We start from the raw sequence: 25,319 nt of genomic DNA on the forward strand, positions 1-25,319 counted from the left end.
AATGGAGGGCGACACGATCCGGATCGGCCACCTCTCGACCATGTACCATACCGCGTTCCTGCTCCGGGGCTCGGACCTGCTCGCGGACCAGGGCATTGCTGCAACGTGGACACTCTTTCCCTCGGGGCCGGACATCATCAGCGCAATGCAGGCAGGTACGCTCGACCTCGGGTACATCGGCCTTCCCCCGGTCATCATCGGAATCGACCGGGGCCTGGAACTCGCCTGCATTGCCGGGGGCCACGTGGAAGGGACCGTGATAGTTGCCGGGCGCAGTACGCCCGCCCTCGCCGAATGTGGCAGCATGCAGGAGTTCCTCGCACAGTTTGCAAAAAAAACCATCGGCACGCCCCCGAAAGGATCGATCCACGACGTGATCGTCCGCGAACTGCTCCGGGACTACGGGAGAACGGATGTTGCGGTAAAGAACTACCCGTGGGCGGACTTCCTTTCGGATGCTCTCGGGACCGGCGAGATCGCGGCTGCGGCCGGGACGCCGGCGCTCGCGGCCACCGCACACCGGTACGGGAATGCCCGGCTCGCGGTGCCTCCCGACCGGCTCTGGCCGTTTAACCCGAGCTACGGGATCGTTGTCATGCGGGAGATGCTCAAGAAAGCAGACCTGCTCACCCGGTTTTTAACCGCCCACGAGACAGCCTGCGAATGGATCCGGCACGACCCGGCTGCCTGCGCGGATGTCGTTGCCCGGACAACGGGAATGGTCGATCCGGCGTTTGTCCTTGAAACCTACCGGATCTCGCCGAAGTACTGCGCGGCACTGCCCCCGGAGTACATCGCGTCCGCCATGAAATTTGTACAGACGCTCCACACCCTCGGCTACATCTCGCGGCCGGTCGGCGAGGGCGAAATATTCGAGCGGTCGCTGATAGAAGAGGTCCATAAAGATCCGCACCATTACTCCGCCGGGATCGCGGATACCCGGTAGTGTCTCTTACACGACCCCCGCGTAAGTGCGATCCAAAGAACGGGATTAGTTCAGGACCCGGTATGCCCCGCGGGGGACCCGTATCGAGAACCGGGCACCGGAACGGTACTCCCCGGTCTCTGCGATCGTGATCCGGGTGATGGCAAGGATCTCCCGGGTCAAAAACAGGCCAAGGCCGGTGTTCTTCCCGATACCCCGGGAAAATATCTTCGCCTTCTCTTCTTCGGGAACCCCGATACCGTTGTCCTCGAACGAGAGGACGAGATCGGGGCCGTCCATCTCCCCGTACAATCGTATTTTCGTAACGTTCTCGCCGTACCGGAACGCATTGTCGAAGAGGTTGTAAAAGACCTTTTCGAGCATCGGGTCCGCATAGATCTCGAGGTCTTCGGTCTCGCAGGAAAACTCGATCGTATTGATAAACTGGGCATATGCCTGTGCGGCAGTGGTTTTCACGTTCTGCCAGACCGGCGCCTTGACCCCGAGATCGTCGTACCCCCGGGTAAACTCGATATGGCTTTTTACCGCAAGCAGCAGCTTTTCCTGTTTGTCGATGAGTTCCTCTGCCGCCGGGTCGGAATGCCGGTCCCGTAAGATCGCATTATACCCTAAAAGCGCGGTCAGCGAATTGAGGACATCGTGACGCGTCACCCCGATGATGAGATTGAGCTTGAGGTTTGCGATCCTGAGGGCATCGTCGACCCGCCGGACCCCGGTCAGGTCCCGTACCGAGACGATCATGACCTGGCGGCCGCCAAGGGTACAATACGCAATCGTGAGATCGGCCGGAAAGATCGTGCCGTCCCTGCGCCGGTGGTAGCGCAGCGGGATGCGGGGAACCTGCCGGGCAAGGGTCTCGCGGGTCTTCTCGGGCTCGGCGGACAGGTGGATGCAGTCCATGTTGTTCATCTGCTCGCAGGTGTACCCGTACAGCTCCCGGGCCGCCTCGTTCGAATCGACGATCTGCCGGGTCCGGGTATCGATCAGGACAAGGGGATTGTTCTTGGCTTCGAAGATGCCGCGGTACTTCTCTTCGCTCTCCTTTAACGCCTCCGCGGTTGCCTCAAGGGCAAGCTCGGCCTCCTTTCTCCGGGTGGTATCCTGGACGATCCCGATGACCCCGGTGATATGACCTTCGTGATCGAACAGGGGGGATGCAATGCACCGGATCCAGATATTCTTCTTTTTTGCGGAGAGCTCGATGAGAATATCACCCGAATCGAACGTCTCCCCGGCAAGCACACGCTTGAGATCGCCGGGAAACCGGGTATCCTTAAATTCGGGGAACCGTTCTTCGAGACGTTTTCCCACGACATCTGCCCCGGGGATCCCGGTCAGCTCTTCCATATACAGGTTCCAGAGCGTGAACCGGAGGTCGGTATCGTACGCGGTGATCCCTTCCCGGACATCGCTGATCACGCACCGCAGGTAGGCCTCCGAGGCCCGGATCTGCCGTTCCGACTCCGCGAGGCGCCGTTCGCCCATGGCGAGCTCGTTATAGTTCTGGCGCAGTTCCTCCTCGGTAGCAGTCAGCTGCTCGAAGGCTGCGTGGATCTCCTCGTGCTTCTTTTTGAGCTCCTCTTCGGCACGCTTGCGCTCGGTGATCGTGCGGGTGGTGACGATAAGGCCGCCGATACCCTCGACGCCGTACTTGTTGGTAAAGACGGATTCAACCCAGAGATACTCCCCGTTAACATTTCTCATCCGGTACTCTGCGAAAATGGAGGAATCCGGGACTTCACTCACTTTTTGGTAACAGGACACAACGCGTTCCCGATCGTTGGGATGAATGTACGTCAGGGAATCGGTTGCATGCCGGTACACCGGCTCACCTTTTGGAAAACCCAGGGCCCGGTATACCGATGGCGAATTATAGACTGCCCTGCCCTTTTTATCAAAGATCTGGATGGCATCCGAGATGTTCTCAAAGAGGGACCGTAACCGGATCTCGCTCACCCGGGCTTTCTGCTCGGCATGGTTTCTCCGGACAATCTGGGCGATCTTGTGCCCGAGCTCGGCAAACTGCGCCTGGGGATTGCCGCCTTTCTGGATGTAGGAGTCGGCGCCGCTGTTGATCGCCTCGACTACTACTTCTTCTCGGCCCCGTCCGGTAAAAACAATAAACGGGATCGTGTTGCCGGACGCCCGGATCTCTTTGAGGAGCTTTATCCCATCCATCTCCGGCATCTGGTAATCGGAGAGGACGACATCGTACCGGCCGTTTTTCAGCCGCTCGAGTGCTTCGCGGGCGGATCCGACGGGCTCTACAGAAAAATCTCCCGTCTGTTCCAGGTACAGCCGGGTAATTTCAAGTAAAGCTGGTTCATCGTCAACATAGAGGACACGGATCACGGTACGTCCACTCTTGGTAATGACGGGTTGTCGTGCCCGTTATTTATAGGATTTCCCCGGTAGTGGTACCGGGAGGGATCGAAGGGGGTTACCCGCCGTTGCCGGACTGCCTCGGTAAGGATCCGGGCTCTTCCGCCTGCACCGGCTGCAGGATCCCGCGGATGTGCCCGGGTGAGTGCAAAAAAAATCGCAGTTAACGCCATATTTATCCAAATCTCCCCCAAATGGGGAGTAATCAGATGGTGAACCAAACATGAGAAAACCCCTTTTGATCCTGATGTGTACATGCTGTATGCTCTTTGCCGCAGGCCTTGCCGCCGGCTGTGTGGGATCGGCCCCGACGGGTCATGAATCCCCGGCAGCGACAGCCGTTCCCTCCGTCCCCGTGACTCCTAATACCACGGTTATGACGCCGGTTCTGGCAACCCCGACAGCTTCTGCCGCCACAACTTCAGCAGGTACCGCCACGGTCTTTGTCAACAGCTCCGCTGACGACAGTATCCTGGTGCTCCCCGCCACAAACCATGTCCTGGTCCGGCTCTCCGAGAACCCGACCACCGGGTATGTATGGAATGCAACGGCATCGAGAAAACTCTCCGTTATCCAGGATACCTACACTGCACCGACAGGAGATCTCATGGGTGCGAGCGGCACCCACGAGTGGATCCTGGCCCCGCAGGGCGTGGATACCTATACCTTCACGGCAGTCCAGCTGCGCCCCTGGGAAGGGGCCACGGCAACCGACAAGACCTTTACGCTGGTGATTGTGGCAACACCCGAATAACCGGGGGTCACTCCCGCAGCCCTCTTTTTCACAAGGTATTTTTGCACAGGATTCCCCCGCACAGGTGCAGACCGTAAAAACCGTACGTGACGGGGCCGCACGTAAAAAAGGATGTTAGTGGTTCTTCCTTGCCATAAGGACGAGCGCCCCGCAGATCCCGGCAAGGGCCAGGACTGCCGGGATGCCTGCCCGGGTTGTGACCGTAGTGTTTCCCGATACGGGGGTCAGTGTCCCGGCTACCGGGGTATAACTCCCGCCCACGACATTCACGGTTGAGATCCAGTCCTGGTACCCGCTCTCGCGCAGCATCAGGGTGTGTCCCCCCGCGGCAATGTTTGCAAGGACTGCCGGGGTTATCCCCATGTAGGTATTGTCCAGGTAGATGGCCGCACCGGCGGGGGAAGAGGTCACGCTGATCTGGCCGGTGGTGTCCGGTGTTGTAACGACAGTGGGCACCATGGCTGCGGCAACCGTGGTCACTACCCCTGCCTGGACGACTGCGGTCTGAGTATAGGACTGGTAATCCGGCATCGTGAGCTGGACCGTATATGTCCCCGGGGTGAGCTGGGTGATACTGAGGGGCGCACCCGCATAGGTGGTTCCCTGGTAGTTGCCATTTAAAAAGACCGCTGCTCCCGAGGGTGTCGACTGTACCTGGATATCGCCGTAGGTAACCGTGGACGGGTAGGGGGTCATCCCCGGTGCAAGCGTGGTGGTTGCCCCCGGACTGATGGTGAACTGCTGCGTGGCATCGTAATACCCGGCCTTTTTGAGGACGAGTGTGTAGGTGCCGGGCGCAAGCGCGATGGTCTGCCGGCCGTTCCCGTAATACATGCCGTCAATGTAGATATCGGCATCGAAGGGGGTGATATCGAGGTATCCGACCGCCGAGGGTTCCGGGTCGAGGCTCGCCGAGACATACGTTGTGGTACCGCTGCTGCCGGCACCGACAGTATCTCTCCACATCCGGTACCCGTCTTTATAGACGGAAATGGTGTGGTAGGTAGAGTCCTCGACGGCAAACGTTATGGGGGTGTCGTCACAGCTGGACCCGTCGAGACACGCCCATGCACCCGAGGGATCGGAACTGACCGTGAACCATGCCCAGCCGGCAGAAACCGGGGTGACAACCAGGCACAGGAGGATCGCGATCATCCCCACGAGCAGCAGGGAGGGATTTTTTTCGTTAAATTTAACCATAGGGGGTATTTGGAGGAGCATATAAAAAAGGTTGCGAATCTATACCCCGCTCTCTTACCTGAAAACGTATCTGGGAACGAAGAAGAAACGCCAACCACCTGTACGAATTTGGTTCGATACACTACGTGCCATATGAGAGGGTAGCTCCATCATTAAGGAAAGGACACTCATCACAACCGATAAGAAAGATCAGGAGCGTACACACACCCACGTACCTGACAAGAGTTGTTTTATGAATACGTGCAGCTGGATGGATCCGCGCCTTGAGAAACGGAGCTCGGAGACCGAAGGATCCGGGATCTTTGCCACGGGGGATATCAGAAAAGACGAGCGCGTGGCGATATTCGGGGGAAAGGTCATGCTGATCGACGAGATGTACCAGATCCCCCCCGGGCTTATGCGATATACCATGCAGATCGAGGAGCGTTTTATCCTCGGTCCTGCCTGCGATCATGCCGAGGACACGGATTTCTTCAACCACAGCTGCGAGCCCAACTGCGGTTTTTCGGGCCAGGTCTTTTTAGTGGCCATGCGGGATATCGTGGCCGGGGAAGAGATCACCTTCGATTATGCCATGACCGTGTCGGAATCGGTGGGGAGCGACATGGTCTTTTCCATGGACTGTGCCTGCGGGTCTCCCCGGTGCAGGGGAACGATTACGGAACAGGACTGGATGCTGCCCGAACTCCAGGAACGGTACCGGGGCTATTTTTCCCCGTATATCCAGAAGAAGATCGGGGAGCTTGACGGGAAGAGGGCCCGGGCTGGCGGGGATACCGTTGTGCCCTGCGATAAGAAAGCCGGGGTCCTGCTCCGGTGATCTTCCCCGGTTCCTGAAATTTTTGTGGACTCACCGCGTGCCGGTACCTGCGATACTCCGCCGTACCTGCTCCCGCTGCCTGCCCGGGAAAAGACCGGGTTTTCCGGCAGGGGCCGTACTTCCGGGCCTGCGATCCCGGGGATCCGGTAACCACACGGGAACCGGAGCCCGTGACCAGCCCCGGCCCCTTGCCGGGACAGAAATGTTGGTAATCCCTTACGCCCAATCCCTGACGTACTGATGACGGAGAGTACCATACCGGGAACGCCCGGCGGGGCAGGGGGATTCCTGCACCGGATGGCAGGCCCGGTCTCCTCTGCCATTCTCTTTGCCCTTGTTTCAGCGGTCTCCTTCACGATTGCCTTTTTTATCACAGGCTATGTGCCCGAGGATACCGATACGCGGATGATCGGCGCGATGTGGGCGATGATCTCTGCGATTGTCGTGATGCAGGACACCCGGTCCGCAACGATCAGCACCGCATGGCTGCGGATCCTGGGCTCGCTTATCGGGGCCGTATTCTCGGCGTTCTATCTTCTCGTCTTCCCGTTCTCCATTGTCGGCATGGGCATCCTGATCGGTGTCGTTGTCCTTGTCTGCGAGCTCCTCCACCTGCCCGGCCATCTCCGGCTTGCCGGCCTTACCGCAGGTATCGTGATGGTGATCTCGGTGGTAAACCCCGACATTCCCCCGTTTGTGAACGCAGCCACCCGGTTTTTTGAGGTGATCATCGGGAGTTCGGTGGCAATTGCAGCGGCATGGGTCTGGCAGTACGTTCTGGGGAAAGACTGAACCGGCAGTAGCCGGGCATTCTGTCTTTTTGGTACCTCCGGGGGTCATTAGTGCAGAAATTCCTGCATTCAAAGACATCCTTTTCCTGCACCCGGTAAAAATCCGGTGCAGGTGTGGTATACCGTGTCGAGATCCCCTCTGCTCCCGTTTATTTTTGAAATTAAGACGTTCGTGATGTTGCGGGGGGCCTTCCGGAGATTATCCCGTTCCTCGATCCGGGCATCAATACCGCTACCCAGGGGATATCACCGGTTCTTACCGATTTCCTTGCAGCAGGCAGGGATCTCGATACCACGGCAGTGTACCTTGTCGTCGTCATCCTGCTCTACCTGGGGTTTCACCCGAAGTACGGGGTCAGGCTCGCAGCACTCTTCGGGATTGCCGGCGGCCTTAACGAAGCCCTGAAGCTCTTTTTTCACCTCCCCCGCCCGTACTGGGTCTCTGCGGCGGTGAAAGCCTATTACTCTGTTCCCTCGTTTGGGTTTCCCTCGGGAGGTGCGATGTGCAGCGTGGTGGTCTACGGGTACGTTGCAGCCGCGGTCAGGAAGTACTGGGTTGTCATGGTATGCGCTGTTCTGCTCGCCTGGGCCGTGCTTGCCCGTATTTTTGCCGGGGTCCACTTCCTGCTCGATGTGATCGGGGGCCTTTTCTTCGGGGTGCTCCTCCTGCTTGCGTTCCACGTTCTTGCCCCAAAAGCCGAAGGTTTTGCCGCAGGGCTCAGGAAACCTGCCCGGGTCCTCTGCATCTTCCTTGTCGCGGCACTGCCGCTGCTTTTTGTCGTCCCGGCATACCTCTCCCTTGCCGGCTGGCTGATGCCCCCGGAGTGGGCTGCAATGGCAGCAAACCAGACCGGCGCGCTTATCGATCCGGTTCGGATCCGGTATACGTGGGATGCATGCAGCCTGATTCTCGGGTGCCTGCTCGGGTACGAGTTCCTGACGGGACGGGGCGGGTGGACTCCGCCAAAACGGGTTCTTTTACGGGGCATGATTGCACTTTTCGGGGCGGCATCCTCCCTTGCCCTGATCGTATGGATTACGGAGGTCCTGTCTATGCCCGGGACGGCACTTCCGTACCCGGTTGCACCGTTTGTCTCCATCGCCTGTGCCGGTTTCTGGTTTAGTGCCTGCGTACCGCTTGCCGCCCGAAAACTGGGCTTCGGGAGTAAAGACCCGGGGAGTATGTGAGAACGCCCGGGAGCGGTTCGCCCGGCCCCCGCATCCCCATTGTTGCGGAATTTTAGCGGCCGCCCCGACCGTTTCCGGAAATGATCGGTCCGACCATCTTTTCTGTTGAGTGCAAGGTAGGGGGGGTGGGGGCGATCGCAAATCCGCGTGGATCAATGGCCGCCCCGACCAATGTCTGAGATCGGTCGGTCCGACCATTGATCGAGTACGGTCGGGGCGACCACCCCTTCTCGTCTGAAGTTCCAGTGGAACCACAGGTCACGGTACTGGAAAAAGTACGGCCACCCCGACCATTTTTGAAAATGATCGGTCCGATCATTTTTTCTGTTGAGTTGAAGGTAGGGGGGAGGGGGGTAGCATTTTTTTTGGAGGTCGGGGTGACCACTGCGGGAGGAGGCGGGGGGTGGGGTTGTGTGACGAACGCATGTTTCCCCTTTTAGAAATCAGCATTTTTGCTATCACCCTTGGGCCGTTAAAATCATTATTAATATCCGACTGAATTGACCAATTCAATCTTTTTAGGAGCCAAATATAGGGAGAGCATCCGCACTTTCACGCTGCACGGCCGAGGTATATATAAAAAAGAGGCCTAGCTCCTATCAATAGTCCTGAGATGGAGAGAATGAAATCGTGATAAAAACGTAAATGAGGAATTTATGGAGAGAAGATTACTCCTTCCAGTTGTTAAAACACGAAACAAAGAGACCTATATCGATAACTCGTGTGACGTTTCTGCTATCGTAATAAGGATTAGGGATTTTCTTTTTAAGGATGGATCCCTGAATTGTGCCTTAATCAAAGAAATTCAAGATGCAGGAGGATTACACCAATATTACAATTTTAAAGGGCCAATTATCTTTTCTTCAATAATGCGTGATGAAATTCTAGACTCATGCGTTGTTGAAACCTATATCTTTCTTATAAATCAGCTTAAGCCTGAGTATTACCTAACTCCAGACAGCTATACATATCGAGGATATAAGATAGATTCTCGATCAAAAATTGAAAAAATTTTAGAGATGACAAAAATCATTTTAAAAGAATGTCCCGCGAGTGAACCAATCGGTCTCATAAAAGGCTGCAATCTTTCCCAAATTGATCTTCATCTCGACAAACTAATAGAGTTGAAAATTAAGCGATTTTGTTTCCATGCGGGAGATTTCATTTATAAAGAGTCTGAATATTCCAAAAGCCAAGCAATCTTTTTTGCTAAATCGATGAAAGAAAAAAGGATTTATCTAATCATATACGGGGTTGGAAGCAACACCTATTTTAGAAAATTCCATTTTGCAGATGCTTTTGTTACAAACTCGCATTTTATGCAAGCAGCTAACCATCGTCGCATTCCCGGTTCAAAATGGATTACCTTCAAAGGAAAACCAAATCAGGAGACGATTATGGAGAATTTAAGATATCTCTTGAGGTTAGTTAACCCACCAAAGGACTTGTCTCTCCTTTCAACATGGTTATCCACGGAAGTAATCGAAAACATCGATAGTTTATCCATAGGATATTACCCTGTCATAAATAGGGAGATTAAAATTAAAGAGGTCTGATTTTCATGGGAGGAGATATTGCACCGAAGGAATATGTAGAAAAACATGGCCCGCAGGACGGTCAAGCCACAATTGAACAATTTCAGGATCTATTGACACGAAAAAGGATCCAAGATAAATCTGAATCTTACGAGACAGATATTAACGAAAAAATCAACGAAAAACTAAGTGTTTACAATGACAGGGACACAGAAATTCATCGTGAACATCTGAAGGACATCAGAAAAATAATTGAAGATGATAATGAAGGATCGATCGAGTTAAAATTTGCGGGATCTGTCAGCAAACATACCTATATTGATGGACTGAGTGATGTTGATGTTCTAGTTCTTGTCAATAATTCAGAATTGGCCGACAAATCTCCCCAAGAAATTAAAATATACCTCAAATCCGTATTGCAAAAAAGATTGAAGCATGTCAAGGAAATACATACAGGAAGTTTGGCAATTACAGTGATTTTTTCCGATGGAACCGAAATTCAATTACTTCCTGCACTTAAACGAGGTGAGGGTTACCGCATCCAAGAGGAAAAAAGGAATTCTTGGTCAAATGTTACACGACCTGATAAATTCGCAGCCAAACTAACGGAAACAAACCAAAATTGTGGGCAAAAAGTTATTCCAGTTATCAAAATTGCAAAAAGTATCAATTCTCAGTTGCCAGAGGATCAACAACTATCAGGATATCATATCGAATCACTTGCAATTAAAATTTTTAGAGGTTACCCTGAAGATGCCCCTAGGACTCCTAAATTTATGCTGAAATATTTCTTTGAAAAAGCAACCGTTGAAGTCAAAACTCAAATAAAAGATAGTACGCATCAATCCATTCATGTTGATGATTATCTTGGCCCGAATGACTCACTTCAACGAAAAAATGTCAGTGATACACTTAAAAGAATTTCCGATAGAATGAAAAATGCAGATTCTAATGCAAATATCGAAGAATGGGAAAAAATTCTTGGAGATATAAATGAGTGATAACACCACTGAAAATGAAACAGGTATTGAGCACGTAATTAAAGATCTTCAACGAAAATCAGAAATTTTACGAGAAATTCAGGTTTTTTGTTCAAAAAAATGTAAACGATGGGCCGACCTTATATTACTCCTCACGGTATTACTTACGATGGGTATCGCATTTCTATCGTTAATTGTCCCAGTATTGATCCATCTTGACGGAACTGCGAATACCATATTTGGAATTATTATTGCTCTTGCAGGAATGGGAGTATTATTTCTTTCAATATCGGATAGAATTTTTGGAATTAATGAACGGTATGCTCGCCATCTCCAAGGAGAGAAAATATTGACGGATTTTATTAGAGAATGCCATAGTTTCCGACATGTCGAATTAAAAAAATATAGTGATGAGAAAAAGATGATCAAATTAAATGCTTTGAAAGATCGCTATTCCCAGATACAGCAGATATTACCTCCAAACGATATTTCCAATTTAGAATTCCTAAAAATTAAACAACAATACTACCTTAAAGTGGACATAAGTAAAAAATTAGATTTAGATCATAATTTGGATATTGAGAAAGCAGCGTCTCTAAATAAGAATTCGGATTAATAACTTTCTTCACCTCATTTTATTCGATTAAAAGATGTGTTTTTCATAATTCCACATTGCTCAAATCAATAAAAAACAATTTTATCTTTAAAATACAATCGTAAATAATGGACGAACTAATCCTAATTGATGCGGCCTGTCTAATAATAGGGATAGTTGGGATTGTTCTAGCCTACTTTTTTTATTTGAAAACCAAGCAACAAGAGGAAGCTGTCGCAGCTGAAAATAAAACTGCTTTAATGGAGATAAGGGGCTCTATCACAGAACAAACAATAAAATTAAATGATATTGAAGTAGGACTCGCCCAATTTCAAATTCAAGGAGATGTTATAAACTATCCGGAAATTCAACAAAAGACAGACGCACGAAAAAGATTAGAAGCATTTTTTATTGGAATTTTTGTCACTATTTTACTGGCTGCGATTATTGCATATCTCACCAAACCACGTAAAAGATCCTGATTTTTCCACTAGTTTCAATCCCCAAACCGGAGTAACTCCCTATTTATCTTCACCGACAGCTCCCCCCGATAACTTCCAAAATTCCCGCAGCTTACACGAAGCATTTAACCCGGCATAACCTTGTAAGGAATAATCAACTATGTCCCTGACATTCTGCACCAAGGTAACGAGGAAGATCGCGAATATCGGGTATCCAAAGAAAGTCGCCCGCCGCTTTGCGAAAGTCTTTGCCGTCCTCATGACCCTGACCTGCGGCCTCTTCGGGCTCTTTGAGAAGGAAAAAGCACCGATCTATCTGAATGCCGGTTTCGGGATGCATGCTGCGGGTGCCCGGGCCGGGATCTTCTCGCCCGCCATCTCTTCTATACGTCGTTGACCGCCGGTCCGGTCATTACGGGTTCCTGATTACCTGCACAGCGTATGCTGCCGAAGGTTATCCGGCCCGTACCGTTTCCAAAAAAAAGCGGTATGACCCTGCACCGGGCCGGCCTTGTCATTCCCTTTGACGAGCGGATGCGCCCGCCCGTCGCGATCCCCACAAAAGAATACCCCGGCCCCGGGTCACGGGCGAAAACGAGGTGTAGTACCTATGGCAACCCAGACCACAGAACAGGGCGTGATTGCGCCGGGTGCGATTGCATCCGGTGCCACGTACAGCAACCGGATTATTCCCTGCACCATTGCAGGTGAGACAACAAATGTTCTTCTTCCGGAACCGGGCACAAAAAAGCTACCGGGCGGCACCGGCAGGACTTCACACCGCCGCACCGTAAAAAACCGCAAAACCCGGGCCGGCAGCCACCGGAAGACGAAGGCAGGATCTGCACGTCCCCATGAGATCTGGCTCCGCCCGCCAAAGGGCACGTTCGAGGCGGCAAAAATCCTCGCGGCCGAGGGATACATTATCGGCAAAACCACCGGGCCGGCCCCGGTCTTTGACCTTGTGGGCAGGTCGCCGGAGCAGGGGATCCTGGTCAAGATCGTCCGGCCACGCGAGCCGGTCCGTGGCGCTGCCCGGGTGGCAGAGCTCTACCTCCCCGAGATCCTCCTGCTCCGGTCCTACTACCGCTCACCGGCAGACAGCATCGAGCTCTGGATCTTCTCCCGGGAAATTGGCCTTGCCCGCTACCGGGTCTTTGACTGGGGCATTGCAAACGTCACAACAGTTACAAAACTCTTCAAAACGCAGCCCTCCGGGAAGGTTGCAGGACAAACCGGGCAAAAAAATCTCGTAGAACAACAGACCCGTAACTCTCCCTGACCCGATTGCGTATCCGGGCAATAATCGGGCCCGGATCCACTTCCCTTTTTTTCGCTATATATTCAGAACTCCTATGATGGTATGTCAAAGGGCGCCCCGAGACAAGAGAAAAAAAAGAAAGGAAGTGAAAAAAATGGCAGACTTCGCACCAAACAGTGCAGTAAAGAGTGCGGTCCGCAAACTCGCGGCACCGCTTGCGGATGTGGACGCGTTCAACACGCTTGTCCAGTCCGTCATCACGAACAACCCGTTCGGATGTGTATCGTATATGAACTCGGGCGCCAACCACCCGCCCGTAGAGAAGTCAAAGGAGAACTACACGGCAAAATTCGTGTACCAGGATGAGGACGCAAAAAAGATCGGCAGCGGCTCGGAGAGCTACCGCACGGTCGCCGGCTACAAGGCCGGCATCGCAGCAGTCCTTGCAAATTCCGCCAATGTCACGGCGCACGGGGGCAACCCGGCCCATGATTCGGACGGAGACCTGTTCTCCGCGACGCTCAAATGCCATGCGGCAAACGGGGAGATCTTCCTCGTGACATTTGCCCGGGAGAAGGTCTCGCTCTCGTCCTACGAAGACGAGTCCATCCGGACCGTCATCGAGACCTGGGCAGACGGTATCCCGGCCCTTGCATGAGGCGATCCGTTATGGACAACGAGATGATCCTGGCCGGTGCCTTCCTCGGCACCGGCCTCCTTGCCTACGTGGTAATCCCGGGCCTGCTGGTCATGTGGGACCGGGTCCTCGACCACATGGAGACAAACGAAGAAAAGAAGTAAGAACAACCGCCGGCGGGGGAGGTTTCCCTGCCGGCCCCCGTTTTAGGACGCTCCGTGTAGTTCCTAAAAAAGCAAACCCATAATAGGAAGCATTGATAACAGAACCGCCATGAAGCGCTGTATTCCAGTCCTGATAGTAGTATTCCTTGTAATTCTGGTCCTGTCTGCCGGCTGTACCGATTCCGCACCGCCGGCATCCGGCGGATCGTCTGCCACCGGTACGGGTAAAGGCGGCATGAGCGTGAACGTCAGCGCAATGGACAGCGTCCTTGCCTCCACGTATCTCCAGATGCCCGACCTCAACATGACCTTTATCGATTTCGACATCACCAACCCCTCGGACACCGCCCGCACGGTCACCGTGGAATCGGAGATCCAGGGGTATACCGAGAAAGCGATCAACACCGTCGAAGTTCCTGCCCACGGGAACATAACGGTCGGGCAGACCCCGCAGCTTCGCACAAGCGCCATCCCCGCGGAAATGACCTCCGCAACGCTCCACTACAAGGTCGCCCTTTCTGACGGGACCAGCATCGACGAGCAGACCGAGCCCGTCAAGATCTATGCAAAGGATACCATGGTCTGGTCTATTTACGATGGCGCGGAATGGAACGACATGACTCCGTACATTGCCGCGTGGGTAACCCCGCATGCTGCCGATATCGACCCGCTCGTGCGCAAGGCTGCCAACTACAATGCCGGGAAATCGATGACCGGGTACCAGTGCGGCGACACCTGCACGGATGCAGAATGGGAAGCCGACACCAATGCCCAGGTAAAGGCGATCTTTACCGCGCTCAAGAACGATTACCAGATCACTTACGTCAACTCGCCCCTTGCCTACGGGCGGGAGACCGAAGCCTCGCAAAGGGTCCGGCTGCCGGCAGAGTCCATCTCCTCGAAATCGGCCAACTGTATCGACGGCACCGTCCTGTATGCCTCGGCCTTTGAATCCATTGGCATAAACCCCCACATCATCGTCCTCCCCACCCATGCGTTCGTCTGTTACGACACCAAACCCAATGCTGCCGGCCAGATGGCCTGCCTTGAGACCACGATGACCGGGTCTTCGACATTCGAGGAAGCAGCCGCGTACGGGGACCAGGAGTACCAGACGGAGATAACAAACGGGAACTTCAAGTCCGGTAACTCCCAGGACCTGTCCGTTGCCGAGTTAAGGAAAATCGGCATCCTCCCGATGCAGTAAAACGAAAGACCGGGCAGACAAAAAACTGCCCGTTTTTCGCAAACCCCGAATTTTTTTTATAGCCTTGTGCCGGTACGGAAAAGAAACGAGCCTGCCCGCACAGGATCAACTAAAAAAAGAAACCTTTTACCCGGTAAAAGGAGAGGCCGGGATCAGAACCAGCTTTCGAGCGTCTTTTGCCCGGCCTTTGTCGAGTACCGTTCAAGCGCGGCATCGACCCGCTCCGGGGCAAACTCGTACCCGTCGCAGAGCATCCGTTTGATCCCTTCAACGCTCGGGTGGCCCCAGGCAAGGGAGTATTCGGTCGTCACCGGGGGCCGGAGGAAAAAGTCCATCACCGGCGCCGGGTCAAAGCCCGGGCACTTCTCGGCAAGCTTTGCTGCAAACTCCCCGTTTCTTACGATCTTCAACGCGGTCTTTGCCCCGACACCGGCCGCCCCCGGGTTAAAATCGGTCCCGACAAGGACCCCGATCTCCACGAGCTGTTCCCGGGTAAGCGAGAGGCCGGCGAGCACCTCGGGGAGTGCCACCCGCTCCGGGTTTACCGTCACGACCCGGCCCCGGATCTTGCGCTTCCCGCTCACGGTCAGGTTCCGCATCAGGAGCGGTGCGCCAAAAAGGAGCGTATCGTAGTCCTGCGAGACCGCAAACCGGGCATCCCCCCGCTGCACCATGAATGCCGCCTGTGCCTCGCCTTCCGAGGGAGCCTGCACGTACGGGATCCCTAACAGATCGAGGAGCTCTTTAGAGGTCGCGATGATCGTCTCGTCCACCCGGGTCGCCGACCGGGCCTGCTTGTATGCCTCCTCATCGTCGCCCCGTTCGACTGCTGCCTTGTACTTCGCCCCGGCCTCGTCGCGGAGCTTTTTACGCTCTGCGTTCGTCTCCTGCTTGAGCTCGGGCGGTTTCCCGTCAAAGACAAAGACCGGCTTGATCCCTTTCTCAAGGAAGTTGACCATCCGGAACAGGATACCCGAGAGGTGCGAGGTTACACGGCCTTTGGAATCCATCAGCGGCGTCCCGTCCGGCTGCCGGATGATGGTTAAGAACTGGTAGAGCGTGTTATTCGCATCGACCGCTGCCACTCCCGAGAGCCCTTCCCAGGAGACCGGGGTTTTGTAATCGGCGATGATATCCCGCAGTGCGACACCCATGGCACGTCACTCTTCCTTATAGGTTTGTGCTCCCCGCACGCTTATTTGTAGGCCCGTTTGGAGAGTTCGGTCACCAGGTCTTCGAGTTTTGCCGTGGTCTTATCGTATTTCTCTGTCATATTGCCGGAGATCTCCTCGAGGTTCGTGCGCAGCATCCGCTCCCGGGTGATCACGTTCTTTTCAAGGTTTCTCACCTTGATCTCCAATGAGAGGAAGAGCCCGCCAAGCGAGAGCGCCATGAGGGCGGCGGCGACTGCGATGATGATGTCCTGCCAGAACCGGAGGATCAGGACGAGGGTGGAGACGACCATGACGGCCGTAAGGATAATATCGGGGAGATACTCGGGAATGTCCATGCTTTTAGATGATGAGAGCGCACATCATTAAGTTAACTCTCTCACCTTCAGGAGCACGTACTTCATGGACACGACACTTGCCCGCTTCAGGGACGCCCTGCCCGTCCTTGTCATGCCGATCTTTCTTATCATCGTGGAACTCGGCGCCCTCCTCCTTGCCTTCCCGGTCCAGTCCGCGGGCCTCGTTGCCTTCGAGGACCCGGAATCGGTAGCAAACCCGTTTATCTTCCTTGCGATCATCCTCGGGTTTACCATCGTCCTTCTGGTGCTGATCAAATATGCCCTAAAAAAGCTGATCGCCGCCATCATCGGCGTTGCCATCTTCTTTACGTTCTGCTTTGTCTTTGCCGCCATTGTATACGGCCTTGCAAACATCAGCACCACGGGGACCGGCGCCTGGTGGGAGGATATCGTGCCGGCGGTTCTCGTGTACTCGACAACCGCTGAAACCCTCCTTGCAACCGGTCTCGTGCTCGGGCTCTCCGTGGCTGCCACCCTGCTCCTGTACAAGTACCCCGAGTGGTACGTGATCGACCTGCTGGGACTCCTCCTTGCCGCCGGCGTTGCCGCGATCTTCGGGGCATCGCTCGATGTGCTGCCGGTCCTCCTCCTCCTCGCAATCCTCGCAGTCTACGATGCGATCTCGGTATACAAGACCAAGCACATGCTCACCCTTGCCGAGGGAGTGATGGACTTAAAAACGCCGATCCTCTTTGTGATCCCCAAAAAGCGCGACTACTCGTTTATCAAAGAAGGGATCGGGAAGATTGAGGAAGGCACCGAGCGTTCCGCCTTTATCATCGGCATGGGCGACCTCATCATGCCCGCGATCCTCGTGGTATCTGCCGCGATCTTCACCCACGGGACAAAATATTTCGGCCTTTTTAACCTGCCGGCGCTCGGGGCAATTATCGGCTCGGTCTGCGGCCTTGTCATCCTGCTTCACTTCGTGATGTCGGGAAAGCCGCAGGCCGGCCTGCCCCCGTTAAATGGCGGGACGATCCTCGGGTTTCTCATCGGCTGGGCTCTCATCGGCTTTGCGTGAGGATTCCCAGTCCTTTTTGTGGGAGAGGAGCTCGGCGAGCACCTCGTCCACCCCGTCTTTTGTCTCCGTTGACATGGAGCGGTAGCCTTCCGCAACCGTAAGGTCGGACTTGTTTGCCACGACAATCACCGGAACGCTGACCATGCCCTTTACCTCGTCGAGCAGCCGCAGCTGCATCTCCATGGGGTACCCGCAGTGCTCGGAGGGGTCGAGGACATAGAGGATCACGCTTGCCACGTTCATCATTGCGGAGAGCGCCTGCCGTTCGATGGGGTTTCTCTCTTCGGAGGGGCGGTCGAGGATACCCGGGGTATCGACGAACTGGACCCGTTCCCTGCCGGTCTGGCGGAGTCCTACGATCACGCCCTTTGTCGTGAACGGATAGGACGCAATCTCGGGCGTTGCCGTGGAGACCAGCCGGATAAAGGAGGACTTGCCGACGTTCGGATATCCCGCAATCACGACCGTAAATGCATCCTCGACATGGGGCAGCTTGCGGAGGGTATTCCTGACCTCGTTTAAGAAGTGCAGGTCATCGTCGATCTGGTGGACCATGGAGGCAAGCCGCGCCACCGCACGTTTCCGGTACACCATGGTATCGGCTGCTTTCCGTGTCTGGACCGCGATCTCGTGGCCTACCATCTTCGTGTGCTTTGCCGCCCAGCCGACCGCCCCGAGGGACTGCTTGATCTTATCGACCCCGTAGAGGATATCGGCCATCTCCCGGTAAAAGGGCGGGATCTTTTCAAACTCAGGGAATCCCCGGATGATGTAGACCAGCCGGTCGTGGATTGCCGCGCCGACGGCTCTTACAAACTCTTCGTTAGCCCGATCCTTGTTTGTCTTCTCTTTACGCTTTTTTGCTGCACGGCGAAAGCTCCGGTCAAGGATCTCATCTGCTGTGGGCACTGTCGGCATCCGTTCGAATTCCACAAAACTCCAACCTATATATCCATAGACAGTTATACGTCTTATCGTTATGGAGCTCTCGCTCATCCAGAAGGATATCTTAATCACGCTCATTACCCTCTATCACCAGCAGTCGCATTCCATCAAAGGCGAGGAGATTGCCGATATGATCATGCGCAACCCGGGTACTGTGCGCAACCAGATGCAGTCCTTAAAGGCGATCGGCCTTGTGGATGGCGTGCCCGGGCCAAAGGGCGGGTATATCCCTACGGAACTGGCGTACAAGGAGCTCAACTTAAATGTCTCGGGCGGGGACTACGATGTCCCGATCAGCCGCGATGGCGTGGAGGTCAAAGGCGTGCACGTGCAGGAGGTGGACTTTACCACCCTCTGCCACCCGGACATCTGCCATGCGGTAATCAAGCTCGTGGGCAGCTCGAAGATCTTCGACATTGGCGACAAGATTACGATCGGGCCGACCCCGGTGAACAAACTGCTGATTCGGGGCGAGGTCTTTGGGAAAGACGAGGTCAAGCAGTCGCTTCTCATTGCCACGTCCGAGATGATCTCGCTCCCCAAGCAGCCGATCAAGGCCTACATGAGTACGCCGCTCTTATCGCTTGCAAGCACATCGACACTCCGCGATGCGGTAGCCCTCTTTACCCGGGAGCATATCCATGGCGCACCGGTGATTGACGGGGAACACCTTGCAGGGATTGTCACGATGAGCGATATCACAAAAGCCCTCGACCAGGACCTGCCCTTAAAGACCCCGGTCTCAAAGGTGATGACAAAGGAGGTTGTCGAGGCTCCGTCCGACATCAAGCTCTTTGAGGTGGTCCGGCGGTTCAAGGAACGCGAGATCGGGCGGTTGATCGTGACCGAGAACAATAAACCGGTCGGGATCCTCACCCAGTCCGATGTTATCCGGGTCATCCCCTCGCTCTGAGTGTGAGGCATCGGCAACGACCGGATAATTTCCCTTTTTTCCCCGGCAGTACGGAAAAATAACCAGAATTGCCGGTTGGATTCAGAAAAGCGCCTTTCCTGCCCCGCCATTTCAGAACAATTTAAATAGTAACAGGGCTGTATTTTTTTTCATGACTCGTACGTTTGCCCGCAGTCTTTCGCGGAAAAAGATCATGAGCAACGATGGAAAGCTCGTCGGTGTGCTCAAGAACCTCCGGGTCGATTTCGATTCGGGGCAGGTCCTCGATTTAATCATCCACCCGGACCAGTCCTTTGTGACCGACGGGTATGCATTAGAAGACGGCAACCTGCTTGTCGTTCCCTTTGAGGCAGTAAAGGACATCAAGGACTATATCGTCGTCGACCGTTACCTTGCCCGGAGATAGGGCCGATACTTTTTTACGGCTTGTACAAAGCCGGTTCCATACCCCGCGTCCATCACGTCAGAGGCGGCCTTTTTTGTTTCGGGATGGGCATTTGCAACCGTGACCCCTTTACCGGCAGCAGCGATCATGCCGGCGTCGTTAATCCCGTCGCCGATGGCAAAAAAGTCTTTTGGGGAGAGCTCCAGGTCGCGGGCAAGGAGGGAAAGGGTCGTTCCCTTGCTGACGCCTTCAGACTGGAGGTGGATGGCAAACCCGGTGTCGATCACCTGGACCGGCTGGCCGGCGAGTACTTCTTTTACTTCGTCTGCCGGCACCGTGCGGGCAAAGGCAAGGTCCGCGAACCGGTACGCGAGGTTGTAGTACTCCAGGGAAATGCCCTTCTTTTTGAAATGCGCTTCTACCGTTTCAAGGGCCCTGCGGCAGACCGCCTGGTCGCCGATAACATGGATTTCGCCGGAGTACCCGATACGGTACACCCCCCCGTTCTCGGCAATGAACGTGCCTTTCGTGCCCGCCATTTTGCAGAGGGCGTCCATGAAACAGGAGGTATTCCCGCTTGCAAGGACGACCTCGATGCCGTCCTGTGCAAGCTCCTGGAGACCTGCCAGAGCTTCCGGGTCGATTCTCCGGGCTGGATCCGTTATTGTCCCGTCAATATCCGTAACAAGCGCACTTAACACGGTTTAAGTCCCGCCTCTTCGACCATGAACGGAGCCTCTCCCTCGGGAAGGTTCGGGCTGTCCACGAGCCGGGCAATCCGTTTGCCTGCCTTGCTCTTACGCAGGTAGATACGGAAGGTTGCAGTGTGGCCCACGATGTTTCCCCCGATGGGCTTTGTCGGGTCGCCGAAGAAGACTGCGGGGTTGGACATGACCTGGTTTGTTACAAGGCCGACCGCGTTGTGCTCGTCGATGAGCTTGAAGAGGTCGTGCATGTGCCGGTTGAGCTTCTGCTGCCGTGCGGCGAGCGTGCCACGGCCGGCGTACTCGGCACGGAAGTGGGCGGTGAGCGAGTCGATGATAAAGAGTTTCACCGGCTTGTCGGTCTCTTTGAGCTCGTTTGCAAGATCGCGGGAGTTCTCGACGAGGAGCATCTGGTGGTCCGAGGTGTGGGCCCGGGCAATGTGGATATTGTCAAGGAACGTCTGGGTATCCGGGACACCGTCTATCCCAAGGCCGGCAACCATCTGTTCGATACGCTCGGGACGGAACGTGTTCTCGGTATCGATGTAGATCACGCTGCCGTTCATGCCGCCCTGTTCCTCGGGCAGCTGGACGTTGACTGCCAGCTGGTGGACGATCTGGCTTTTACCGGAACCGAATTCACCGTAGAGTTCGGTGATTGCCTGCGTCTCAAGGCCGCCACCGAGAAGTGCATCTACTTCGGGTACGCGGAACGAGAGCTTTTTGATCTCCTTCCTCTGCTCGAAGATGTCTTTTCCGGTCCTGAAACCACCGATATCTGCGGCCTCGCGGGCGGCTTTTATGATCTTCTTTGCCGTGGACTCGGAGATCTCGGTGATCTCGGAGAGCTCGGCAGGCGAGGCGGTTGCAATGCTCTCGACCGAAAGGTATCCTGCTTCGCGCAGCTTGTCAGCGGTGGACGGCCCGACTCCGGGCAGATCCTCTATATCCAGTGGTTTGTCAGCCATTTCTTGTTACATCTCCTATGGCACAACACCATTTTAATTCTCGCTATATAACCCGGGGCCCTGCGGGGGGTGAAAGTGAAAAAGTATCAGGGCCGGGATGCTTCCAGCCGTGCGATAAGAGCGGCGAGACGCCCGGCAACATCCTGCAGATCCTTTTCGGCCGGTACCGCAGTATCGGGGATGATCCGGCTGCCGGCAAGCACCCCGGTGACTGCGATCTCGGTACCGGCCGGGTAATCGCCCTCGACAAGGTAGCGTTCGGTCCCGTTGTCGATGAACGTGCCCCCGTTCCCGGGGATTACCGTCCCGGTAAAGACGACTGCCCGGCGCTCTTCCTGCGGAAGCCGGAAGACGCTCCCCCTGCCAACGCCAAGCTCGATCCCGACGAACCGTCCTGCCCGGGCGGACCCGTGGTAAATCTCGACCCGGGTGCCCGGGCGGACCGGCTGGAGGGCAAAATCTCCCCAGAGCACCACCGCGAGATCGTCGGTCCCGTCGCTGATGCGGATGTTTCTCACCCACGACGGGTTGCCGGCCTTGGTGGTGAATGACCGGGGTTCCTGCACAGCCTTTACCTCGCCCGTGACGGAGTACTGTCCGGTATCCGCGACTGCCCCGAGCGGGGTAAAGGGAACGGTCACGGCCGTGTCCGTGAGGGTCACCGTGCTTGTCTCATCTATACTGTAAGCCCGGCCCTCTGCACGCCGGTCGGGCTTTGCCCCGGTAATATGGACCGTGCTTCCCGGTGCTATGCCCAAAAGAAGGTCGGGTGCCCAGGCAACGAGCCGGGCAGTACCCTGTGCATCCCCGACAAGGCACTCCCTGAGTTCCCCGGTCGTCCCGTCACGGCGGGAGAAGGTGCGGGGCTCGTCTGCATTGATCACGACAACATCGAGATCAACCGGCTCCATCGAGATGCTGTTTCCCGCCGTTGCCGCACAGGTAATCTCGCAGGTGACCTTCCGGAGCGCAAGGGCATAGATCTCCCTCGTGCTGTTTGCCGGGTGCCTCCCGATCACTTCCAGCACGTCGCCAATAACGATCTCGCAGACCGCTCCCGCCCGCTCGTCCCAGAGCACGATCCGGGTGGTACCGGTCTCGTCTCCGGCAAGGATTGTCGCAACCCATCCCTTCTCCCCGTCTTTCCGGTCGAACTCCTTTGGCTCGGTCTTGTCGACGACCTTTGCAAAGAAACAAAAAAGGCTGGATTTCCCCGAGAGTTCCTTTACTTTGACATGCTGGCGCCCGAGTGCATCGACCACAAGCATCGCCGCGGTCGGCTCGTCGAGGAGATCCCCGCACTCGTCGATCTTTGCCTCTACGCGCCGTTCGAACTCTTCCTGGCTGATGAGGTCGTCGACCAGCGCATAGTGGAAGAGGACCACGATATACTCCCTACCGCTGCCAGGGTGGCCGGATCATGGTGCCGGTCAGGTCGGCAAGTGTCTCGCCGCGCCGCATGAGCGCCTCTTCATTGCCGTGGATGAGGACTTCAGGACAGCGGGGCCGGCCATTGTACTGCGAGGACATAGCGTACCCGTATGCACCGGCGTCCAGCACGGCGATCAGGTCTCCTGCCGCAAGTTCGGGCAGCTTCCGGTCTGCGGCAAGGATGTCCCCGGTCTCGCAGATCGGCCCGGTCACGGTGTATTCGGAGGTGAGCGGGGCGTCCGCACGGTTTGCGACAACGACCTCGTGGTAGGAGTCGTACATTGCGGGCCGTATGAGCAGGTTGAACCCCGCGTCAACGTTCGCAAACCGCTTGTGGGCGGCCTTTGTCGAGTTCACCCTTGTGAGAAGGACCGTTGAATCGGCAACAAGGAACCGGCCCGGCTCGATCCAGAGCGTGGGGGTGATCCCCGCTTTCTTAATCCCGTCAAGGAAGACCGGCATCACGGCATTCGCGTAGTCCTCCGGCGTCGGTGCCGGATCGGTATCGTGGTGGTACGGGACGCCAAGGCCGCCGCCGAGATCGAAGAACTCGAGCTTCACGCCCATATCGGCGAGTTCCTTTGCAATTCTCACCATGACCTCTGCTGCCTTTGCAAACGGTGCTACTTCGAGGATCTGCGAGCCTATGTGGCAGTGGATCCCGACAGGTTTTACGTGTTTGCAGGCCAGCGCTTCCCGGTATGCCGCAGGGATCTGCTCGTGCGGGATCCCGAATTTGCTGGTTTTCAGGCCGGTAGCGATCTTCGGGTGGGTCGGGACTTCGAGCGCCGGGTTGACCCGGAACGAGACCTCCGCAACTTTACCGGCCTTTGCCGCGATTGCATCGAGCTGGTGGAGCTCATCAAGGGAATCGAGCGAGACTTTCACGCCGTGCTTTACTGCAAGGGCATGGTCCGTGGGGGTCTTTGAGCTGCCGTTAAAGAGCAGCTTTTCCGCCGGCATCCCCGCTTCGAGGGCGAGGGCGAGTTCGCCTGCGGAAAAGATGTCCGCCCCGGCGCCGAGTTTTGCGAGCGCCCTCATCACGGCAAGGTTGCCGTTTGCCTTTGCCGCAAAGAGGACCTGTATCTTCTCGTACCGTTTGGAGAGCGCGGCACGGTACGCCGTAAAGTGCTCGCAGATCCGGTCCTCGCTGGTCACGTAGAGCGGGGTGCCGTATTTTGCGGCAAGGGTAACGCAGTCCTGGCTCCCGATGTGCAGGTGGCCTCCTTTGACCGCGAGGTGAGAGGGAAGTTTCACAGCGATAACCTCCGCATCCGTTCAAGAGCCTCGCGTATCCGCTCCACCGGCCGGGTGATTGCAAACCGGACATAGCCCTCGCCCGCGGAACCAAAGCCAACGCCGGGGGTCACGACGATACCGGCTTCATTCAGGAGCTTTGCCGTAAAGGACATGCAGTCCTTTACCGGCATCCAGACATAGAATGTCGCCTTCGGGGAGGGAACATCAAAGCCGAGCTCTCGAAGCCCGCCGACCAGTACGTCGCGGCGCTCCTGGTAGATAGCACAGGCCTCTCTGACGCAGTCCTGGGGGCCCGAGAGGGCGGCAATTGCCGCGTGCTGGACAGCGTTAAAGACCCCGGAGTCAACGTTGGTCTTGACCCGGCCAAGGCCGGACAGGATCTCCGCATTCCCGACTGCCATCCCGATCCGCCAGCCGGTCATGTTGTAGGTCTTCGAGAGCGAGTGCATCTCGATCCCTACCTCCATGGCCCCTTTTGCCTCTAAAAACGACGGGGCTTTGTAACCATCGAATGCTACCTCGGAGTACGGGTTGTCCGAGACAACCACGATGTTATGGTCCGCGGCAAAGTCCACGACCTCTTTGTAAAACGAGAGGGGGGCAATGGCTGCCGTGGGGTTGTTCGGGTAGTTGATGAACATGAGCTTTGCCGAGCGGACAACCTTGTCCGGGATATTGTCGAGGACCGGGAGGAAATTATTCTCCCGCAGGAGCGGCATCTCGTGGACTTTTCCTTCGGAAAACAGGGTGCCGGTCGAGTACCCCGGGTAGCCGGGGCTCGGGGCGAGCACGTAGTCGCCCGGGTTCACGAATGCCTCGCCGATATGGGTGATCCCGTCTTTTGAGCCCATCAGGGCAAGGGTTTCTTTTGCAGCATCGAGCCTGACCCCGAACCGCTTGTGGTACCAGCCGGCAACAGCCTCGCGGTACGCCGGCATCCCGGCATACGAGGGGTAATGGTGGTTTGCTGGGTCGCGTGCGGCGGTGCAGAGGGCTTCTACTATGTGGGGCGGGGTGGGGAGATCCGGGTCGCCGACGCCCAGATCGATTATGTCCACACCTTTTTTCTGCTGCTCTGCTTTCATCTCGTCAATCCGTGCAAAAAGGTACGGCGGGAGATTGCTCATGCGTGCGGAATACATACGTGTACCTATCATTGGAGCAGGCGCTACTAGAAAGTTACCCAGATACGGGACAGACCGTATACCCTTATCTGTCGGGAGCCGCTAACACCCAC

28 protein-coding genes are annotated in these 25,319 nt (G+C 55.7%); 18 read left to right on the plus strand and 10 right to left on the minus strand.

Annotation, left to right across the window (positions count from 1 at the left end):
- The first annotated feature begins 1 nt into the window (after position 1).
- Positions 2–946 (plus strand): ABC transporter substrate-binding protein, encoded by a 945-nt coding sequence (locus BP758_RS05985; protein WP_292369669.1) that lies wholly within the window; start codon positions 2–4, stop codon positions 944–946.
- A gap of 45 nt (positions 947–991) precedes the next feature.
- Here BP758_RS05985 and BP758_RS05990 read toward each other — a convergent pair whose 3' ends face one another.
- Complete coding sequence (locus tag BP758_RS05990; protein ID WP_292369671.1) at positions 992–3,298, minus strand: PAS domain S-box protein; 2,307 nt, start codon at positions 3,296–3,298, stop codon at positions 992–994.
- Positions 3,299–3,551: 253 nt separating this feature from the next.
- Here BP758_RS05990 and BP758_RS05995 point away from each other — a divergent pair, with 253 nt between their 5' ends.
- A complete protein-coding gene (locus tag BP758_RS05995) occupies positions 3,552–4,082 on the plus strand; it encodes a protease inhibitor I42 family protein (protein WP_292369673.1) in 531 nt (176 codons plus the stop codon).
- 114 nt (positions 4,083–4,196) lie between these two features.
- Here the strand turns inward: BP758_RS05995 and BP758_RS06000 are convergent, their stop codons facing one another.
- Positions 4,197–5,282, minus strand: a complete 1,086-nt coding sequence (locus tag BP758_RS06000; RefSeq protein WP_292369675.1) for a PEGA domain-containing protein — start codon at positions 5,280–5,282, stop codon at positions 4,197–4,199.
- Between the two features lie 250 nt (positions 5,283–5,532).
- Between BP758_RS06000 and BP758_RS06005 the strand changes: the two genes are divergently transcribed.
- From BP758_RS06005 to BP758_RS06065, 13 genes are all read left to right on the plus strand, one after another.
- Positions 5,533–6,102: an SET domain-containing protein gene (locus BP758_RS06005; protein WP_349680500.1), complete on the plus strand. Its 570-nt coding sequence runs from the start codon at positions 5,533–5,535 to the stop codon at positions 6,100–6,102.
- 24 nt (positions 6,103–6,126) lie between these two features.
- Positions 6,127–6,252 carry a hypothetical protein gene (locus BP758_RS06010; RefSeq protein WP_292369677.1) on the plus strand — a complete coding sequence of 42 codons (126 nt, stop codon included), beginning with the start codon at positions 6,127–6,129 and terminating at the stop codon, positions 6,250–6,252.
- Positions 6,253–6,342: 90 nt separating this feature from the next.
- Positions 6,343–6,894: an FUSC family protein gene (locus BP758_RS06015; RefSeq protein WP_292369679.1), complete on the plus strand. Its 552-nt coding sequence runs from the start codon at positions 6,343–6,345 to the stop codon at positions 6,892–6,894.
- Positions 6,895–7,193: 299 nt separating this feature from the next.
- Complete coding sequence (locus BP758_RS06020; protein WP_292369681.1) at positions 7,194–8,081, plus strand: phosphatase PAP2 family protein; 888 nt, start codon at positions 7,194–7,196, stop codon at positions 8,079–8,081.
- Positions 8,082–8,737: 656 nt separating this feature from the next.
- Positions 8,738–9,637, plus strand: a complete 900-nt coding sequence (locus tag BP758_RS06025) for a hypothetical protein (RefSeq protein ID WP_292369684.1) — start codon at positions 8,738–8,740, stop codon at positions 9,635–9,637.
- Between the two features lie 5 nt (positions 9,638–9,642).
- A complete protein-coding gene (locus BP758_RS06030) occupies positions 9,643–10,617 on the plus strand; it encodes a CBASS oligonucleotide cyclase (protein ID WP_292369686.1) in 975 nt (324 codons plus the stop codon).
- Positions 10,610–11,212 (plus strand): hypothetical protein, encoded by a 603-nt coding sequence (locus BP758_RS06035; RefSeq protein ID WP_292369688.1) that lies wholly within the window; start codon positions 10,610–10,612, stop codon positions 11,210–11,212. The genes BP758_RS06030 and BP758_RS06035 overlap by 8 nt, the downstream gene beginning before the upstream one ends.
- Positions 11,213–11,319: 107 nt before the next feature.
- Entirely contained in the window at positions 11,320–11,673 is a 354-nt protein-coding gene (locus BP758_RS06040) for a hypothetical protein (protein ID WP_292369690.1), read from the plus strand.
- Positions 11,674–11,812: 139 nt separating this feature from the next.
- The gene (locus tag BP758_RS06045) at positions 11,813–12,049 is read left to right on the plus strand and encodes a hypothetical protein (RefSeq protein WP_292369691.1); all 237 of its coding nucleotides are present in this window, start codon (positions 11,813–11,815) and stop codon (positions 12,047–12,049) included.
- 213 nt (positions 12,050–12,262) lie between these two features.
- A complete protein-coding gene (locus BP758_RS06050; protein ID WP_292369692.1) occupies positions 12,263–12,934 on the plus strand; it encodes a hypothetical protein in 672 nt (223 codons plus the stop codon).
- A gap of 133 nt (positions 12,935–13,067) precedes the next feature.
- Positions 13,068–13,571, plus strand: coding sequence for a hypothetical protein (locus tag BP758_RS06055; RefSeq protein WP_292369694.1), 504 nt, complete (start codon positions 13,068–13,070; stop codon positions 13,569–13,571).
- The gene (locus BP758_RS06060; RefSeq protein WP_292369695.1) at positions 13,568–13,714 is read left to right on the plus strand and encodes a hypothetical protein; all 147 of its coding nucleotides are present in this window, start codon (positions 13,568–13,570) and stop codon (positions 13,712–13,714) included. The genes BP758_RS06055 and BP758_RS06060 overlap by 4 nt, the downstream gene beginning before the upstream one ends.
- Before the next feature lie 109 nt (positions 13,715–13,823).
- The gene (locus tag BP758_RS06065) at positions 13,824–14,921 is read left to right on the plus strand and encodes a hypothetical protein (RefSeq protein WP_292369696.1); all 1,098 of its coding nucleotides are present in this window, start codon (positions 13,824–13,826) and stop codon (positions 14,919–14,921) included.
- A gap of 152 nt (positions 14,922–15,073) precedes the next feature.
- Here BP758_RS06065 and fen read toward each other — a convergent pair whose 3' ends face one another.
- Both fen and BP758_RS06075 read right to left on the minus strand, forming a co-directional pair.
- On the minus strand, positions 15,074–16,075 hold the full coding sequence (gene fen, locus BP758_RS06070) for a flap endonuclease-1 (protein WP_292369698.1): 1,002 nt from the start codon (positions 16,073–16,075) through the stop codon (positions 15,074–15,076).
- Positions 16,076–16,116: 41 nt separating this feature from the next.
- Positions 16,117–16,431 (minus strand): hypothetical protein, encoded by a 315-nt coding sequence (locus BP758_RS06075; RefSeq protein ID WP_292369700.1) that lies wholly within the window; start codon positions 16,429–16,431, stop codon positions 16,117–16,119.
- A 64-nt stretch (positions 16,432–16,495) separates the two neighbouring features.
- Between BP758_RS06075 and BP758_RS06080 the strand changes: the two genes are divergently transcribed.
- Complete coding sequence (locus BP758_RS06080) at positions 16,496–17,476, plus strand: presenilin family intramembrane aspartyl protease PSH (protein ID WP_292369702.1); 981 nt, start codon at positions 16,496–16,498, stop codon at positions 17,474–17,476.
- On the opposite strand, the gene BP758_RS06085 is transcribed toward BP758_RS06080, so the two are convergent.
- On the minus strand, positions 17,417–18,409 hold the full coding sequence (locus BP758_RS06085) for an NOG1 family protein (RefSeq protein ID WP_292369704.1): 993 nt from the start codon (positions 18,407–18,409) through the stop codon (positions 17,417–17,419). The genes BP758_RS06080 and BP758_RS06085 overlap by 60 nt on opposite strands.
- Before the next feature lie 46 nt (positions 18,410–18,455).
- Here BP758_RS06085 and BP758_RS06090 point away from each other — a divergent pair, with 46 nt between their 5' ends.
- Together BP758_RS06090 and BP758_RS06095 are read left to right on the plus strand one after the other, a co-directional pair.
- A complete protein-coding gene (locus BP758_RS06090) occupies positions 18,456–19,334 on the plus strand; it encodes a CBS domain-containing protein (protein ID WP_292369706.1) in 879 nt (292 codons plus the stop codon).
- A gap of 151 nt (positions 19,335–19,485) precedes the next feature.
- Complete coding sequence (locus BP758_RS06095; protein WP_292369708.1) at positions 19,486–19,740, plus strand: PRC-barrel domain-containing protein; 255 nt, start codon at positions 19,486–19,488, stop codon at positions 19,738–19,740.
- On the opposite strand, the gene BP758_RS06100 is transcribed toward BP758_RS06095, so the two are convergent.
- From BP758_RS06100 to BP758_RS06120, 5 genes are all read right to left on the minus strand, one after another.
- Complete coding sequence (locus BP758_RS06100; RefSeq protein ID WP_292369711.1) at positions 19,722–20,420, minus strand: phosphoglycolate phosphatase; 699 nt, start codon at positions 20,418–20,420, stop codon at positions 19,722–19,724. The genes BP758_RS06095 and BP758_RS06100 overlap by 19 nt on opposite strands.
- A complete protein-coding gene (radA, locus tag BP758_RS06105; RefSeq protein WP_292369714.1) occupies positions 20,414–21,391 on the minus strand; it encodes a DNA repair and recombination protein RadA in 978 nt (325 codons plus the stop codon). The genes BP758_RS06100 and radA overlap by 7 nt, the downstream gene beginning before the upstream one ends.
- 86 nt (positions 21,392–21,477) lie before the next feature.
- Positions 21,478–22,776: a nucleic acid-binding protein gene (locus tag BP758_RS06110; RefSeq protein ID WP_292369716.1), complete on the minus strand. Its 1,299-nt coding sequence runs from the start codon at positions 22,774–22,776 to the stop codon at positions 21,478–21,480.
- Between the two features lie 10 nt (positions 22,777–22,786).
- A complete protein-coding gene (lysA, locus tag BP758_RS06115) occupies positions 22,787–24,079 on the minus strand; it encodes a diaminopimelate decarboxylase (protein ID WP_292369718.1) in 1,293 nt (430 codons plus the stop codon).
- On the minus strand, positions 24,076–25,224 hold the full coding sequence (locus BP758_RS06120; RefSeq protein ID WP_292369720.1) for an LL-diaminopimelate aminotransferase: 1,149 nt from the start codon (positions 25,222–25,224) through the stop codon (positions 24,076–24,078). Before BP758_RS06120 ends, lysA begins: the two co-directional genes overlap by 4 nt.
- Between the last annotated feature and the right edge of the window lie 95 nt (positions 25,225–25,319).

Source organism: Methanoregula sp. UBA64, from assembly GCF_002502735.1.
In the GTDB taxonomy this organism is placed as follows: Archaea; Halobacteriota; Methanomicrobia; order Methanomicrobiales; family Methanospirillaceae; genus Methanoregula.

What these genes read in the sequence shown, in the direction of transcription:
- BP758_RS06035 (WP_292369688.1), top strand. Translation starts at nt 10,610, where the DNA reads ATGAGTGATAACACCACTGAAAATGAAACAGGTATTGAGCACGTAATT.
- BP758_RS06090 (WP_292369706.1), top strand. Translation starts at nt 18,456, where the DNA reads ATGGAGCTCTCGCTCATCCAGAAGGATATCTTAATCACGCTCATTACC.
- BP758_RS06065 (WP_292369696.1), top strand. Translation starts at nt 13,824, where the DNA reads ATGAAGCGCTGTATTCCAGTCCTGATAGTAGTATTCCTTGTAATTCTG.
- BP758_RS06050 (WP_292369692.1), top strand. Translation starts at nt 12,263, where the DNA reads ATGGCAACCCAGACCACAGAACAGGGCGTGATTGCGCCGGGTGCGATT.
- BP758_RS06120 (WP_292369720.1), bottom strand. Translation starts at nt 25,224, where the DNA reads ATGTATTCCGCACGCATGAGCAATCTCCCGCCGTACCTTTTTGCACGG.
- BP758_RS06005 (WP_349680500.1), top strand. Translation starts at nt 5,533, where the DNA reads ATGGATCCGCGCCTTGAGAAACGGAGCTCGGAGACCGAAGGATCCGGG.
- BP758_RS06030 (WP_292369686.1), top strand. Translation starts at nt 9,643, where the DNA reads ATGGGAGGAGATATTGCACCGAAGGAATATGTAGAAAAACATGGCCCG.
- BP758_RS06015 (WP_292369679.1), top strand. Translation starts at nt 6,343, where the DNA reads ATGACGGAGAGTACCATACCGGGAACGCCCGGCGGGGCAGGGGGATTC.
- BP758_RS06060 (WP_292369695.1), top strand. Translation starts at nt 13,568, where the DNA reads ATGAGGCGATCCGTTATGGACAACGAGATGATCCTGGCCGGTGCCTTC.
- BP758_RS06000 (WP_292369675.1), bottom strand. Translation starts at nt 5,282, where the DNA reads ATGGTTAAATTTAACGAAAAAAATCCCTCCCTGCTGCTCGTGGGGATG.
- BP758_RS06055 (WP_292369694.1), top strand. Translation starts at nt 13,068, where the DNA reads ATGGCAGACTTCGCACCAAACAGTGCAGTAAAGAGTGCGGTCCGCAAA.
- BP758_RS06040 (WP_292369690.1), top strand. Translation starts at nt 11,320, where the DNA reads ATGGACGAACTAATCCTAATTGATGCGGCCTGTCTAATAATAGGGATA.
- BP758_RS06095 (WP_292369708.1), top strand. Translation starts at nt 19,486, where the DNA reads ATGACTCGTACGTTTGCCCGCAGTCTTTCGCGGAAAAAGATCATGAGC.
- BP758_RS06045 (WP_292369691.1), top strand. Translation starts at nt 11,813, where the DNA reads ATGTCCCTGACATTCTGCACCAAGGTAACGAGGAAGATCGCGAATATC.
- fen (WP_292369698.1), bottom strand. Translation starts at nt 16,075, where the DNA reads ATGGGTGTCGCACTGCGGGATATCATCGCCGATTACAAAACCCCGGTC.
- BP758_RS06080 (WP_292369702.1), top strand. Translation starts at nt 16,496, where the DNA reads ATGGACACGACACTTGCCCGCTTCAGGGACGCCCTGCCCGTCCTTGTC.
- BP758_RS06075 (WP_292369700.1), bottom strand. Translation starts at nt 16,431, where the DNA reads ATGGACATTCCCGAGTATCTCCCCGATATTATCCTTACGGCCGTCATG.
- BP758_RS05985 (WP_292369669.1), top strand. Translation starts at nt 2, where the DNA reads ATGGAGGGCGACACGATCCGGATCGGCCACCTCTCGACCATGTACCAT.
- BP758_RS06025 (WP_292369684.1), top strand. Translation starts at nt 8,738, where the DNA reads ATGGAGAGAAGATTACTCCTTCCAGTTGTTAAAACACGAAACAAAGAG.
- radA (WP_292369714.1), bottom strand. Translation starts at nt 21,391, where the DNA reads ATGGCTGACAAACCACTGGATATAGAGGATCTGCCCGGAGTCGGGCCG.
- BP758_RS05995 (WP_292369673.1), top strand. Translation starts at nt 3,552, where the DNA reads ATGAGAAAACCCCTTTTGATCCTGATGTGTACATGCTGTATGCTCTTT.